This window comes from Streptomyces sp. NPDC040718, from assembly GCF_055593565.1.
On record NZ_JBVIXO010000001.1, the window covers coordinates 825,916 to 839,699 of the forward strand.

15 protein-coding genes and 1 pseudogene are annotated in these 13,784 nt (G+C 73.1%); 11 read left to right on the forward strand and 5 right to left on the reverse strand.

Going from position 1 to position 13,784, the window contains the following annotated elements; genetic code table 11:
* Positions 1 to 110: 110 nt before the first annotated feature.
* Positions 111 to 347, reverse strand: coding sequence for a hypothetical protein (locus ACZ597_RS03790; RefSeq protein WP_471324468.1), 237 nt, complete (start codon positions 345 to 347; stop codon positions 111 to 113).
* A 2-nt stretch (positions 348 to 349) separates the two neighbouring features.
* Positions 350 to 1,231 (reverse strand): mycothiol conjugate amidase Mca, encoded by an 882-nt coding sequence (mca, locus tag ACZ597_RS03795; protein ID WP_471324470.1) that lies wholly within the window; start codon positions 1,229 to 1,231, stop codon positions 350 to 352.
* Positions 1,232 to 1,338: 107 nt separating this feature from the next.
* Here mca and ACZ597_RS03800 point away from each other — a divergent pair, with 107 nt between their 5' ends.
* From ACZ597_RS03800 to greA, 4 genes are all read left to right on the forward strand, one after another.
* Complete coding sequence (locus tag ACZ597_RS03800; protein WP_471324473.1) at positions 1,339 to 1,752, forward strand: DUF4307 domain-containing protein; 414 nt, start codon at positions 1,339 to 1,341, stop codon at positions 1,750 to 1,752.
* A 167-nt stretch (positions 1,753 to 1,919) separates the two neighbouring features.
* Positions 1,920 to 3,113, forward strand: coding sequence for a hypothetical protein (locus ACZ597_RS03805; RefSeq protein ID WP_471324476.1), 1,194 nt, complete (start codon positions 1,920 to 1,922; stop codon positions 3,111 to 3,113).
* Positions 3,114 to 3,211: 98 nt separating this feature from the next.
* Positions 3,212 to 3,721: a cupin domain-containing protein gene (locus tag ACZ597_RS03810; RefSeq protein ID WP_471324478.1), complete on the forward strand. Its 510-nt coding sequence runs from the start codon at positions 3,212 to 3,214 to the stop codon at positions 3,719 to 3,721.
* Between the two features lie 109 nt (positions 3,722 to 3,830).
* Positions 3,831 to 4,328 carry a transcription elongation factor GreA gene (gene greA, locus ACZ597_RS03815; protein WP_470967155.1) on the forward strand — a complete coding sequence of 166 codons (498 nt, stop codon included), beginning with the start codon at positions 3,831 to 3,833 and terminating at the stop codon, positions 4,326 to 4,328.
* 106 nt (positions 4,329 to 4,434) lie between these two features.
* Here the strand turns inward: greA and ACZ597_RS03820 are convergent.
* Positions 4,435 to 4,620 (reverse strand): annotated as a pseudogene (locus ACZ597_RS03820) (ATP-binding cassette domain-containing protein); the annotation flags it as partial.
* Between the two features lie 152 nt (positions 4,621 to 4,772).
* On the reverse strand, positions 4,773 to 6,005 hold the full coding sequence (ilvA, locus tag ACZ597_RS03825; protein WP_471324482.1) for a threonine ammonia-lyase: 1,233 nt from the start codon (positions 6,003 to 6,005) through the stop codon (positions 4,773 to 4,775).
* A 304-nt stretch (positions 6,006 to 6,309) separates the two neighbouring features.
* Here ilvA and ACZ597_RS03830 point away from each other — a divergent pair, with 304 nt between their 5' ends.
* The 3 genes from ACZ597_RS03830 (at position 6,310) to ACZ597_RS03840 (ending at position 7,592) form a co-directional block, all read left to right on the forward strand.
* Positions 6,310 to 6,831: a MarR family winged helix-turn-helix transcriptional regulator gene (locus tag ACZ597_RS03830; RefSeq protein ID WP_007266115.1), complete on the forward strand. Its 522-nt coding sequence runs from the start codon at positions 6,310 to 6,312 to the stop codon at positions 6,829 to 6,831.
* A gap of 72 nt (positions 6,832 to 6,903) precedes the next feature.
* Positions 6,904 to 7,347, forward strand: a complete 444-nt coding sequence (locus ACZ597_RS03835; RefSeq protein ID WP_471324486.1) for an RNA polymerase — start codon at positions 6,904 to 6,906, stop codon at positions 7,345 to 7,347.
* The gene (locus tag ACZ597_RS03840; protein ID WP_471324489.1) at positions 7,344 to 7,592 is read left to right on the forward strand and encodes a hypothetical protein; all 249 of its coding nucleotides are present in this window, start codon (positions 7,344 to 7,346) and stop codon (positions 7,590 to 7,592) included. The genes ACZ597_RS03835 and ACZ597_RS03840 overlap by 4 nt, the downstream gene beginning before the upstream one ends.
* 38 nt (positions 7,593 to 7,630) lie before the next feature.
* Here ACZ597_RS03840 and ACZ597_RS03845 read toward each other — a convergent pair whose 3' ends face one another.
* Positions 7,631 to 8,788, reverse strand: coding sequence for a cystathionine gamma-synthase (locus tag ACZ597_RS03845; RefSeq protein ID WP_471324492.1), 1,158 nt, complete (start codon positions 8,786 to 8,788; stop codon positions 7,631 to 7,633).
* 142 nt (positions 8,789 to 8,930) lie between these two features.
* On the opposite strand from ACZ597_RS03845, the gene ACZ597_RS03850 reads away from it, so the two are divergent.
* The 4 genes from ACZ597_RS03850 to msrA all read left to right on the forward strand — a co-directional run bounded on the left by ACZ597_RS03850 (position 8,931) and on the right by msrA (position 13,735).
* Complete coding sequence (locus ACZ597_RS03850) at positions 8,931 to 10,040, forward strand: hypothetical protein (RefSeq protein WP_471324495.1); 1,110 nt, start codon at positions 8,931 to 8,933, stop codon at positions 10,038 to 10,040.
* Between the two features lie 209 nt (positions 10,041 to 10,249).
* Positions 10,250 to 11,848: a M48 family metalloprotease gene (locus ACZ597_RS03855; RefSeq protein ID WP_471324497.1), complete on the forward strand. Its 1,599-nt coding sequence runs from the start codon at positions 10,250 to 10,252 to the stop codon at positions 11,846 to 11,848.
* Entirely contained in the window at positions 11,845 to 12,987 is a 1,143-nt protein-coding gene (locus ACZ597_RS03860; RefSeq protein WP_471324500.1) for a hypothetical protein, read from the forward strand. The genes ACZ597_RS03855 and ACZ597_RS03860 overlap by 4 nt, the downstream gene beginning before the upstream one ends.
* 85 nt (positions 12,988 to 13,072) lie before the next feature.
* Positions 13,073 to 13,735, forward strand: a complete 663-nt coding sequence (gene msrA, locus ACZ597_RS03865; protein WP_471324503.1) for a peptide-methionine (S)-S-oxide reductase MsrA — start codon at positions 13,073 to 13,075, stop codon at positions 13,733 to 13,735.
* Positions 13,736 to 13,784 lie beyond the last annotated feature (49 nt).

The following is a 13,784-nucleotide window of genomic DNA, read 5'->3' on the forward strand; positions in this document are numbered from 1 at the left end:
GCCCGTGCCCGCGGGCGGGCCGGACCAGGCCGTCCCGGCCCGCCGGGACGTGCGGGCGCGGTCCCGCCCGGTCGTGCCGGGCGGGACGCGGGCCGTGCCTGGCCGCGTGCCTAGCCCTTGGCGGCGGAGGCGTCTCCGGCCTTGCCGGCAGCCGGGGCCGCCTCCGGGGCCTCCTGGAAGTCGACGCGGCCCATGTGCTTGCTCATGGACTTCATCAGGCCCCACACGCCGAGGGCGAGGGCGGCGAACACGATGAACCCGAGGAGGCCCGGGGTCACCTTGTTCTTGTCGAAGGTGTCGGCGGCCAGCGGAAGGAGCTGGGTGACTGCTGCCTGCGTAGCGCTCATGGTCAGGCATTCTCCCGGATGCCCGCGAAGAGGTCGGACTCGGGGAGGGAGGTGTCGACGAGCGACTTGGCGAGCTCGTACTCCTCGGTGGGCCAGACCTCCTTCTGGATCTCCATGGGGACGCGGAACCAGCCGCCGTCCGGGTCGATCTGCGTGGCGTGGGCGATGAGGGCCTTGTCGCGGATCTCGAAGAAGTCGGAGCAGGGGACGTGGGTGGTCAGGGTCCGCTCCTTGCGCTCGAACTCCTTCCAGCGCTCCAGCCATTCGCCGTAGGGGGACTCCAGGCCGCGGGAGAGGAGGGCCTCGTGGAGGGCGATGGTGCGGGGCTTGTTGAAGCCCTGGTTGTAGTAGAGCTTCTGGGGCTGGTACGGGGTGCCGTACTCGGCCTCGGGGAACTTGTCGGTGTCGGCCGCGCCGTCGAAGGCCACCATCGTGATCTTGTGGGTCATGATGTGGTCGGGGTGCGGGTAGCCGCCGTTCTCGTCGTAGGTGGTGATGACCTGCGGCTTGAAGGCTCGGATCTTCTTCACCAGCTCGCCGGCGGCCTCCTCCACGTCGGCGAGGGCGAAGCAGCCCTCGGGGAGCGGGGGCAGCGGGTCGCCCTCGGGAAGGCCGGAGTCGACGTAGCCGAGCCATTCCTGGTCGATGCCGAGGATCTCGCGGGCCTCGTCCATCTCCTTGGCTCTCACCTCGTGGATGTTCTCCTCGATGTACTTGTCGCCCTGGAGCTTGGGATTCAGCACGGAGCCGCGCTCGCCTCCCGTGCAGGTGACCACGAGCACCGGCACCCCCTCGGACACGTACTTGGCCATCGTGGCCGCGCCCTTGCTCGACTCGTCGTCGGGGTGGGCGTGGACGGCCATCAGTCGAAGCTGCTCGGTCAAGACAGGATCCTCTGTGATTCGGCGCGACGGTCAACCTCTATATTGACCGAATCGGGGGTTGGAAAATTCCGGGGTGTCCCGCCCCTCCCCGACGAGAGGAATCGATCATGAGCGCGGTGCGCGAAGGGCTCCCCGAGGGCCGGTACGGCCGGTCGGCGGACGAGCGCGCGGACCGGAAGCTGAAGATCGTGGGGTCGGTCCTCGGGGTCGGGCTGCTGGCCGTGGTCGGCTGGATCGGCTGGGACTACGTCGGCGGGCAGAGCGTCAGCGCCGAGGTGATCAAGTTCCAGATCGTCTCCGACAGCGAGGTCAAGGTGCACCTGGAGGTCCGCAAGGACGCCTCCGTCACCGGTGTGTGCACCCTCAGCTCCCAGGACGAGCAGCACGGCGAGGTGGGCCGCGCGGACTTCACGTTCGGGCAGGACGCGAAGCGGGTGGACGAGATGGTCACCCTGAAGACCACGGGGCGCGCCACGATGGTGGAGCTGGTCGGCTGCCAGCCGGCGGGCACGACGGGCTGAGGCCCTCGGGCCCTCGGGCCCTCGCCGTCGCGGCGCCCGGCCCGTCCGCGGCAGTCTGCGCCGGGCGCCCCGCCGCTCGCGGCGCAGCGTCTTTGATCATGACGTTGGCCCCGGCCTAGCATGTGCACGCCATCCCCCGTGCCGTGTCCAGCCGACGGAAGACACCCATGCGCCTCCAGCGGATACTCGCCGCCACCGCGGCCCTCACCGCGCTCACCGCCCTCGCCACCGCCTGCGAGGACCCCAAGAAGGCGGGCCCGCCCGCCGCGGGCCCCGCCGCGTCCGCCGGGGCCTCCGCCCAGGCCTCCCCCGCCACCGCGCCCGCCACGCTGGCCGGGGCGCAGGCGCACGTACGGAAGTACACGTCCTGCGAGGACCTGAGCACCGACCCGAACGACAAGCGGGTGGCGCTCAGCGGGTTCATCGGCGCCGGGGACTGGTCCATCACCGAGCGCGGCGTCTGCACGGACAAGAAGGCGCCCGGCGAGATCGTCCTCTTCCTCACCCCGGACATGAAGGCCTTCCAGCAGGCCGTCAAGGAGCACGACGCGAGGCTGATCGCCGAGGGCCGCGTCGAAACCGGCCTGGCCAGCCGGATGGTGGTGGGCAAGGACTTCGCGCTGACCGCGCTCAAGACCGCCACCGCGGTGTCCCTGGTCGACCCGCCCAACTCCGACCTGCGCATCCTGAGCTGCAACCCGGACGTCTTCGTACCGGAGGGCTTCAAGAAGGAGAAGGCCCTGGTCGAGGGGTGCTTCCTCACCGACTACGTCAACAGCCCCGACGGCCAGGGCAGCCCCTTCCGCGGGGCGGTCCGCGACCCCTCCACCGAGGGGAGCGCGAAGCCGGGCCAGCCGTCCGCCGGCAGCCTGGGCCTGCCGAGCGCCGGCAGCATCGACGAGCTGAAGAAGCTCGTCAGCCCCCACACGGTCGACTGCACGAAGATGACCGTCACCGACGAGCACGTGCAGTCGATCGACTACATGCCGGTCGTCGACGGCAGCCCGCGCTCGTGGGGCGTCAAGCAGCGGGCCGTCTGCGGCGAGCTCGGCGGGGAGCGGCGCGCGCACAACCTGAACTGGCTGGACACCGTCTCCGACATGAAGACCCTCCAGACCAAGGCCAAGGCGGCGCAGCTGGCCGACCTGAAGGACGACGGACGGCTCAAGGCCACCGCGAGCAAGCTGCTGGTGGGTACGGACATCGCCGTGGAGACGAACAACGAGAGCATCCGCCGCGGGCTGTACCAGCTCCAGTTCCTGTACCTGAACTGCGAGGCCGGATTCACCGCTCCGGCCGGCTACCGGCTGGAGAAGGCGCAGGTCGACGGCTGCGTCCTGACGAACTACGAGCGCCAGTAGAGGTGACAGACGAACGTCCGGGGGGTGCGCGGCACGCCCCGGGCGGGGTATCGACTGGGGTGTTCCGCCATCCGCGCACCAGGACCCCAGGAGCCGACGTGTCACTGTTCATCCCGGATTTCAACGACTCCGTGGTCGTCCGCGCCGCCGACACGGAGGAGATCCACTACGGACCGAACTCCTCCCTGCGACTGCTGGCCGACAGCTCCACGGGCGGCGGGTTCCTCTCCACCATGCGCGTGAGCCTGCGGGCGGGCTCCGACGGGGCCCGCCCGCACCACCACGGGCGGTCCGCCGAGATGTTCTACATGATCGACGGGACGGCACAGCTGCTGGCCGGCGACAAGGTGGTCACCGCCGAGGCCGGCGACCTGGTCGTGGTGCCTCCGGGGCAGCAGCACGCCTTCGCCGCCGCGCCCGGGGAGAACGCCGAGATGCTGGTGGTCATCACCCCCGGCGTGGAGCGGTTCGAGTACTTCCGCCACCTGGAGCGGATCAGGTTCGGGAAGGTGCCGCCGGAGAGCCTGCTGGAGGTCCAGGACCTGTACGACACGTACTTCGGGACCAGCACGGCCTGGGAGGACGTCCGCGCTCCACGGCCCCGATGACACACTTCATACACATCGGCTCCTCCCCCTTTTCTTCCCGAATTGTTAGGCTCGTGGTTTCGCCCGCCGATGGCGGCTTTGTAGTCCCCTGTACCGACGAGGAGCACCCGTGACCCAGACGAGCGAGAGCGTCACCTGGCTGACCCAGGCGGCGTACGACCAGCTGAAGGCCGAGCTGGACTACCTCTCTGGTCCCGCCCGCACGGAGATCGCCATGAAGATCGCGGCTGCCCGCGAGGAGGGCGACCTGCGCGAGAACGGCGGTTACCACGCGGCCAAGGAGGAGCAGGGCAAGCAGGAGCTGCGCGTGCGCCAGCTCACGCAGCTCCTGGAGAACGCCAAGGTCGGCACGGCCCCCGCCTCCGACGGCGAGGTCGCGCCGGGCACCCTCGTCACGATCGCCTTCGACGGCGACGAGGACGACACCCTGGAGTTCCTGCTGGCCTCCCGCGAGTACGCGTCCTCCGACTTCGAGACGTACTCGCCGCAGTCCCCGCTGGGCGCGGGCGTGAACGGCAAGAAGGTCGGCGACGACGCCCAGTACGAGCTGCCGAACGGCAAGAAGGCCACGGTCAAGATCCTGGCCGTCAAGCCCTTCAACGGCTGATCACCCCCTTACGCACACCCGTGCGCGAGCCCCCGCCGGACCGGTTCCGGCGGGGGCTCGCCCATGTCGTGGCGCGCCGGGCGGCTCAGGCGCTCGCCGAGCGGGCGACGGCGCGGCCGCTGTCGGGCTGGAGGAGGGTGGTCAGGACGCGCACGGTCGTCGTCTTGCCGGCGCCGTTCGGGCCGAGGAGGCCGAGGACGGTGCCTTCGGGGACGTCGAGGTCCACGCCGTCCAGTGCTCGTACGTCGCCGAAGGTCTTGACCAGGCCTACGGCGTATATGGCGCCTGGCATAGGGGTTCTCCCTGAGCGATGCCGTTTGATTCCGGACTTTTCCAGGCAAAGCCTAGGGGCGTCGGGCGGCGCTCGCCCGGCGCACCGGCACCATATCGCGTCATATCGCGTCCCGCCACGGTGTCCGCGCCGGCGAACCGGCGCGCACCGCGTCAGTCCATGACCCGGTAGCCCGCCGCGTGCAGGGAGCGGGCGACCTCCGCGCAGTGCTCGGGCCCCTTCGTCTCCAGTTGGAGCTCCACCTCGACCTCGGTCAGCCCGAGCCGCGGGTCGGTCCGTACGTGGCTGACGTCCAGCACGTTGGCGTCCACCGTCGACAGCACCGCCAGCAGCCCCGCCAGGGCCCCCGGCCGGTCCGCGACCCGCAGCCGCAGCGACAGGTAGCGGCCCGCCGCCGCCATGCCGTGCCGCAGGATCCGCTGGAGCAGCAGCGGGTCGACGTTGCCGCCCGACAGCACGGCGACCACCGGGCCGCTCCCGTACAGCTCCGGCTCTTGCAGCAGGGCCGCCACCGTGCTGCACCCGGCCGGCTCCACGACCAGCTTGGCCCGCTCCAGGCAGAGCAGCAGGGCGCTGGACAGGGCGTCCTCGGACACGGTCCGCACGTCGTCCAGCAGCTCCCCGATGATCGCGAAGGGGACGTCGCCGGGGCGGCCGACCTTGATGCCGTCCGCCATCGTGTTCGGGTTCTCGACCGCCACCGGGTGCCCGACCCGCAGCGAGGGCGGGTACGCGGCGGCGCCCGCCGCCTGCACGCCGATCACCTTCACGTCCGGGCGCAGCGCCTTGACCGCGACCGCGACGCCGGCGGCGAGCCCGCCGCCGCCGATGCCGACGAGGATGGTGCGCACCTCGGGGCACTGCTCCAGGACCTCCAGGCCCACCGTGCCCTGGCCGGCGATGATGTCGCGGTGGTCGAAGGGGTGGATGAACACCGCCCCGGTGCGGTCGGCGTACTCCTGCGCGGCGGCGAGGGTCTCGTCGACGACCTGGCCGTGCAGGCGCACCTCGGCGCCGTACTCCTGGGTGGCGGCCACCTTCGGGAGCGGGGCCCCGACCGGCATGAACACGGTGGAGCGGACCCCGAGCAGGGAGGAGGCCAGGGCCACGCCCTGGGCGTGGTTGCCGGCGCTGGCGGCGACGACCCCGGCGGCGCGCTGTTCGGGGCGCAGGCCCGCGATGCGCACGTACGCCCCGCGCAGCTTGAAGGAGCCGGTGCGCTGGAGGTTCTCGCACTTGAAGTGGACGGGGGAGCCCGTGAGCGCCGAGAGGTGCCGGCTGCCCTCCATCGGCGTCACCCGGGACACGCCCGACAGCATCTTCTGGGCCCCTCGTACGTCGTCGAGGATGACCTGCGGAACGGGCACGGGCACGCGGTAGTTCATGCGGCCAGTCTCGCAGCCCGCGGGGGCCCCGGCCCAGGGACGGACGGAGGCCCGGCAGGGCGCCGCGCGTGGGGTGCGCCGGGCCGGGCCGGCGGCGGCGCGGGGGCCGTCCGGGAGCCTCGCGAGGGCGTCGCAAGGGGCGCATTAGGGGCACACAAGCGGCGAAATCTCGCCATGCGGGACACTCCTGCGGCGGTCGCCACCACGGGCCGTATCAGTTATCAAACGCGGCGTACGAGCCGCCGCAGGGCCGCGTACTCTGTCCCCCATCCCTGTCGGCCCCATGCGAAGAGAGCCCACGGCCATGCCCTCGATCCCGGCCAGTTCCGACCTGCCCACGGCGGCCGAAGCGCCCGCCGGAGCCGGACTCCTCGACGCGCTCCAGCACCAGGTGGCCGTCTTCGCCCGCCGGGCGGAGCAGACCCGCCTGGGCGGCGTCGGCCAGGCCCGCAACTCGATGGACCGGGCCGCGTACCTGCTGCTGAACCGGCTCGACCTCGAAGGCCCGATGGGCGTGAAGGCGCTCGCGGGCGGGATGGGCATCGACTCGTCCACCGTGACCCGTCAGGTCGCCCCGCTCGTCGACAGCGGCCTGGTCAAGCGGACCTCGCACCCCGAGGACGGCCGGGCCGTGGTGCTCGCGCTGTCCCCGCGCGGGCTGGCCCGCCTGGAGGAGGTCCGCTCCTCGCGGCGGGAGCTGATGGCCCGGGTGACGGAGGGCTGGGCGGAGGACGAGCGCGAGGTGTTCACCGCGCTGCTGACCCGTTTCAACGGCTCGCTGTCGGAGCTGATGTCCGCCGCCTCCGAGGGCGGCCCGGCCTCCTGACCCTGCGGGCGCCCGTGCGTCGCATCCGGCCGTGTCCGACCCCTTGACCGGGGTGGTGGCACCGGCCCCACCATGTGTGCTGTGGACCGGCGTTCGGGGCGGGATGCGGAGTTCGAGGCCTTCGTCGCGGGCGCGGCGGGGCGGCTGCTGCACGTCGCCGCGCTGCTGACGGCCGAGCCCCCGGACGCGGCGCCCGCCGCCCGGCGGATCCTCGCGGGCGCGCTGGCCCGTACGTACGCGCACTGGGCGCGGCTGCGCGACGACGACCCGTACGACCGCACCCGCGCCGAGCTGTGCGCCGCGTACGCCCGCACCGCCCGCCGGCTCCCCGCGCGCGGCGGGGTCCTGGCGCCGCTGGGCCCGCTGGAGCGGCTGGTGCTGGTGATGCGGATCTATGAGGGCGTCGCGGAGGAGGTCACGGCCGCGCAGCTGGGGCTGCCGCCGGAGCGGGTCGAAGCGGTGTGCAACCGGGCGGTGGCGATCATGCGCTCCGAAGCCTCGGCGGAGGCGGCATGAGCCCCCTGGACCGCAAGGAGACGCAGGTCAGGCAGCTGCTCGACGGGCCGCACCCGGCGGTCCCGGCCGGCCTCGCTGCGACGGCGCGGGCGCACGGCAGGCGGCTGCTGCGCCGGCGGCGGGCCCTGCGCCGGTTCGGCTGGGCGCTGCTGTGGGCGGCGGCGGTGGCCTTCACGGTGTGGGCGGCGCTGGCCCGCCCGTGGGAGGTCCCGCCGAGTGACGTGTCGCCGCCCCTGGGCTGGTAGCGCTCCAGGGGCGGCGGCGTGCGTCTTGGCCGAAGGGCCTAGCCGAGGGCCTGGACGAGGTCCGCGACGAGGTCGTCGGCGTTCTCGATGCCGACGGAGACGCGGATCAGGTCCGCGGGGACCTCCAGGGCCGAGCCGGCCACCGAGGCGTGGGTCATCCGGCCCGGGTGCTCGATGAGGGACTCGACGCCGCCGAGGGACTCGGCCAGGGTGAAGATCCGGGTGCGGCCGCAGACCGCGACGGCCTCCTCCTCGCCGCCGGCGACCTGGAAGGAGACCATGCCGCCGAAGTTGCGCATCTGCTTGGCGGCGATCTCGTGGCCGGGGTGCTCGGGCAGGCCCGGGTAGAGGACCTTGGTGACCTTCGGGTGCCGCTTGAGCGCCTCCACGACCTTCGCCGCGTTCTCGGCGTGCCGGTCCATGCGCACGGCCAGCGTCTTGATGCCGCGCAGCACGACCCAGGAGTCGAAGGGTCCGGCGACCGCGCCCATCGCGTTCTGGTGGTAGGCCAGCTCCTCGCCGAGGGCCTCGTCGGCCGTGACCAGGGCGCCGCCGACGACGTCGGAGTGGCCGCCCATGTACTTCGTCAGCGAGTGCACGACCACGTCGGCGCCGAGCGCCAGCGGCTGCTGGAGGTAGGGGGAGGCGAAGGTGTTGTCGACGACCAGCTTCGCTCCGGCTTCGCGCGCGATCTGGGCGGTCATCGCGATGTCGGTGATGCCCAGCAGCGGGTTCGAGGGGGTCTCGACCCAGATGACCTTGGTCTTCGGGGTGAGGGCGGCGCGCACCGAGTCCGCGTCGGAGGTGTCGGCCACCGACCACTCCACGCCCCAGCGGGAGACGACCTTCGCGAAGAGGCGGAACGTGCCGCCGTAGGCGTCGTTGGGGATGACCACGTGGTCGCCCGGGGAGAGCAGCGTACGCAGCAGGCAGTCCTCGGCGGCGAGCCCGGACGCGAAGGCGAGGCCGCGCCGGCCGCCCTCCAGCGCCGCGAGGTTCTCCTCCAGCGCGGTACGGGTCGGGTTGGCGCTGCGGCTGTACTCGTAGCCGCCGCGCAGTCCGCCCACGCCGTCCTGCTTGTAGGTGGACACCTGGTAGATGGGCGGTACGACCGCGCCGGTCTGCGGGTCCGCCGTGTTGCCCGCGTGGATCGCGCGGGTCTCGAAGCTCTGGTGCTCGTGGCTGTCGTCGCTCATGAGGCAGATGCTATGCCCCGTCAGCCCCACGGTCCTCTCCTGGCCTGACCGCGCGCTGACCCGTGCGCCGACCTGCGCGCGGACCGGGTGGGCGGAGCGGGCCGCTCGCCATTCGGCCGCCGGGTCTGGTTCGCTTGGCGGTATGCAGATTATCTGGGTCCTGATGGGGCTGGCCGTGGTCGCCGCCGTGTTCTTCTCGTTCAGACGGGCGACCAGGGCCGGCGGTCTGACCCTGGTCGCGCCGGGCAGCCCCGACGCCGCCGACCCCGCGGACTACGGGTTCGCGCGCGAGGAGGAGCTGGACGTCCGGGTGCCCGGGCCCGACCAGGACCTGATGGACGCTCTGGAGAACGTCCAGCGCACCGGCCACTGGCGGGCCGCGTCCGCGCTGCTCGCCGGCACCCCGAAGGACGGCGAGCGGCGCTGGCAGCGCGTGCAGGCCTTCGGCGGCGCGGCGGCCCTGGACCTGGCGCAGCGGCCCGGGGTGGGCGCGCAGTGGCTGAAGGCCTGGCGGCTGGAGGCCGAGAAGGACGCGGGCGGCGCGCAGGTGCACGCGGAGCTGCTGGTGCAGCAGGCGTGGCGGTCCTCGGGCGGCGTGGGCTCGCAGGACCACCGGATCATCCTGGAGGAGGCCCGTGACGCCTGCCGCAAGGCGTCGCTGCTGGCTCCCGGGGACCCGGTGCCCGTCATCACGGAGCTCGCGATCGCCCGGGGGCTGGGGTACTCGGAAGCGGAGTTCGACGCGCTGTGGGCCCGGGTGATCGACGTGGCGCCGGCGCACATGGGCGCGCACCTGGCCGCCCTGCACTACTGGTGCGAGAAGTGGCACGGCTCCCGGGAGAAGGCCGACGCCTTCGCGCAGACGGCCGCGGCCCGCGCCCCGCAGGGCTCGCTGCTGGCGGCGCTGCCGCTGTTCTCCGTGTACGAGAACATGCCGGACACGGTCCTGGTGAGCGACTTCGGGAAGACCGCGGTCGTCTCGCGGGCGGTGGAGGGGGCCCTGTACGCGGTGCACCAGGCGCGGGCGGACGACCCGATGCTGGCGCACGTACGGCACCTGCTGCTGTGGTTCCTGGTGGGCTCGGGCCGCTGGGCGGAGGCCATGGAGCAGGTCCGGCACGTCGACGGGTACGTGGGCGCGCTGCCGTGGTCGGCCTCGGAGGAGCCGGCGGCCGCCTACGCGGTGGCCCGGGCGATGGCGGTGGCCGGATACGAGGCCAACGGCGGCTCCCCGGCGACGCTGCCGCACTGACCGGAGCCGGCTGAGCGGCCGGCCCGGCGGCTGCTGCGGCCCGAGCCGGGCCGGGGCGGGGGGGGCGGGCGGCGCGCGCTCCCCCGCCCCGTTCTCCGGATATCGGTACCCCCGCTCCCGGCCTGTCGGCGCCGGGCCATAAGGTGCGCGTAAACATTGCACCATGTGCGCGTCAAAAACCGCACCATCCGTGGGGGGACCCCAACCATATGGGCGCTTCGCTGCGCGCTCTGCGCGCCCTCGTCCTGCTCGCAGGCTTCTACCTGCTGAGCGTCGTCCTGCTCGCCCTCCTCGGGCTCGCCGACTGGGCCGCCATCGCCTGGCTCCCCGGCACCGTCGGCGGCAAGATCGTCATCGGTACGGTGGTCCTCGCCGTCCCGATCGTGCGCGGCATGTTCATGCTCCGCACCCCCAAGGCCGACCCCATGCCCGGCGTCCCCGTCACCGAGGCGCAGGAGCCCGCCCTGTGGCAGGCCGTGCGCGAGATCGCCGCCGAGGTCGGCACCCGCGCACCCGACGAGATCCTGCTGATCGACGAGGTCAACGCCGCCGTCTCCGAGGACTCCCGGCTGCTCGGGCTGCTGCCCGGCACCCGCCGCCTCTACCTGGGCCTGCCCCTGATGACGGGCCTGGACGAGATGCAGCTGCGCGCCGTCCTCGCCCACGAGATGGGCCACTACGCCAACCTCGACACCCGCCTCACCCCGCTGATCGCCCGCGGCCGGGCCCAGCTCGTGCGCACCATCAACCACTTCCACGACCGCGCCGACAACACCGAGGCGAAGGAGCGCGCCAAGCAGGAGAAGCGCGCCGAGAAGCGGATCGCCAAGGGCAAGAAGGCCAAGGAGATCGACACCGACGGCGCCGGCTTCTCGTACCGCGCCATGGCGAAGATCTACACCGGGTACGCCCACTTCTACATGCGCGCCACCCTGTCCTCCTCGCGCCGCCAGGAGCTGGCCGCCGACCTCGCCTCCGTCCGCGTGGCCGGCCGCGACTCCGCCGCCTCCGCGCTGCGCGAGCTGAACGCCCTGGACTCGGCGCACGGCTTCTACATGAGCTCGTACGCCACCCTCGGCGTCGGCGCCGGCCTGCTGCCGCGCCCCGGCCAGGTCTTCGGCGGACTCCGGCAGCTGCTCGACGCCCGCGCCGGCGAGCTGGAGAAGCTGCGCCACGAGCTGTCCACCGAGCCCGCCTCCCCGTACGACTCGCACCCCGCGCTCGCCGAGCGCGTGGCCCGCATCGAGGCCCTGCCCGACGACGGCCGCGCCGGCCAGGCGGCCCGCCCGGCCCTGGAGCTGCTGTCCTCCCCGCAGGAGGCGCTGGCCGCGCTGGAGCAGGTCGTCCTCACCCCCGAGGCCCTCGCGCTCACCCGCGTGGACTGGGACGAGCTCGTGCACCGGTCGATGACCACCTACGTCGGCCGGGGCGCCGAGGAGGTCCGCGAGGCCCTCGACGCCGAGGGCGCGGGCCCCGGCCTGGACGCCCTGCTCGACGCGATCGACGCCGACCCGGCGGTGCGCTGGCGGATAGCCGACCGTTTCCCGAAGTCCGAGGAGGCGCAGGCCGCGACCGGCCGCACCGCCCGCGAGTACGCCCGCCCGGTCGTCCGGCGGGCCCTCGGCCAGCTGGTCACCGTCGAGCTGCTGGCCCGCGGCGCCGCCCGCTGGCAGCTGTCCTGGTCGGACTCGGCCAGCCTGTCCTACCCCGTTCCCGGTTTCGAGGACGAGCTCGGCCCCGCCCTGGACGCGGCCGTCGCAGACCTGCCCGACACCGAACTCCTGCGGAAGCTGGTGCTCGCCCCGTGACCGTCGTACTCACCGTCCTCGGCGTCCTGCTGCTGGCCGTCGCCTGCTGGGTCATGCGCGGGATGTACCTCATCCGCAAGGCCAAGCGCCTGGAGGCCGAGATCGGCGCCCTGGACGCGCAGACCGAGGCCGCCAAGACCGGCGAGGAGGACCGCAAGGCGGCCGCGGCCGTCGCGCTGGGCTTCGTCGCGGAGGCCGACCTCGACACCGAGAACCCGGCGCCGGTCCCGGCCGGGCGGCTCGCCGTCCTGGAGGCCGTCCGCTCGGGCGACTGGGAGGCGGCCGCCGCGTACGTCGAGGCCGCCGGGCAGGACTGGCAGGAGCGGCTGGAGCGGGTGCGCCCGCTGGCCGAGGCGGCCGCCGAGGACGACGCGTGGCTGCTGGCCTGGCGCGCGGCCCGGCCCGGCGACGCCACGGCGGCCCTCGTCAACGCCGACACCAGCGTGATGGTCGCCTGGAACGTGCGCGGCAGCCAGTCCGGCAGCCGCACCACCCAGGAGCAGTTCAGGATCTTCCACCAGCTGCTGACCAAGGCCCAGGCCGACGCGCACGAGGCGCAGAAGCTGGCCGGCCCCGCCGATCCCAGCCCGTACGTCGTCGAGCAGGCCATCGGCATGGGCCTGGGCTACTCGCACGAGCGCTACCGGGAGCTGTGGGAGCGCATCACCGAACGCGCCCCGCGGGTGCTGTGGTCGCACGTCGCGGGCCTGCAGTACTGGTGCGCGAAGTGGCAGGGCTCGCACGAGCTGGCCATGGCCTTCGCCCGCGAGTCCGCGGCCGCCGGCGAGCCGGGCGACCTGCTGACCCTGCTCCCCCTGATGGCGTACTTCGAGCAGGAGACGTACGAGGACGACCTCCTGCCGGAGACGTACTACCAGGAGCCGGAGATCGTCGCCGCGACCGACGCGGCCCTCGCCGACCTGGCCGCCGCCGGCAACGAGCACCCCGGGACGCCGCGGATGCGGCACATGCTGGCCTACCTGCTGTTCTGGCAGGACCGGGACGCGGAGGCGGTCGAGCAGTTCCGCCACGTCGACGGGCACATCGGCGCCGTGCCGTGGACGTACGCCGGGGAGCCGAAGCGGCGCTACCTGTACGCCCGCGACTGGGCGGTGAACGTGACCACGCCCGACGAGTAGTCGCGGGCGACGGCGGTCGGGGGCGGGCGGGGAGGGAATCCCCGCCCGCCCCCGACCGTTGTCCCTCCCACAAGGAGGGAATCCCATGTTCTCGTACCGCCGCACGCCCGAGCTCCCCACCCGCGAGGAGGCCCTGAAGGGCCGCGCCGAAGCGCCGTTCCCGCTGCCGGAGCGCCACACCGTCCTCGGCAACCCGCTGTCCGGCCCCTACCCGGAGGGCCTGGAGGTCGCCGACTTCGGGCTGGGATGCTTCTGGGGCGCCGAGCGCAAGTTCTGGCAGACCCCCGGAGTGTGGACCACCCTGGCCGGCTACCAGGGCGGCTACACCGAGAACCCGCTGTACGAGGAGGTGTGCTCCGGCCAGACCGGCCACACCGAGGTCGTCCGCGTGGTCTTCGACCCGGCACAGGTGTCCTATTCCACCCTCCTCAAGCTCTTCTGGGAGTCCCACGACCCGACCCAGGGCTTCCGCCAGGGCAACGACGTCGGCACCCAGTACCGCTCGGCCGTCTACACCCACTCCCCCGCCCACCAGGCGACCGCCGAAGCCTCCCGCGAGGCCTACCAGCGCGTCCTGACGGCCTCGGGCCACGGCGACATCACCACGGCCGTCCTCCCCGCCGAGGACCGCCCCTTCTGGCCCGCGGAGCCGTACCACCAGCAGTACCTCGACAAGAACCCGGGCGGCTACTGCGGCATCGGCGGCACGGGCGTGGCCTGCCCGATCGGCGTGGCCGCGGCGGAGTAGCGGCGGACGCGGAGACGGTCCCGGCGGAGCGGATCCCGGCGGGGCCGGC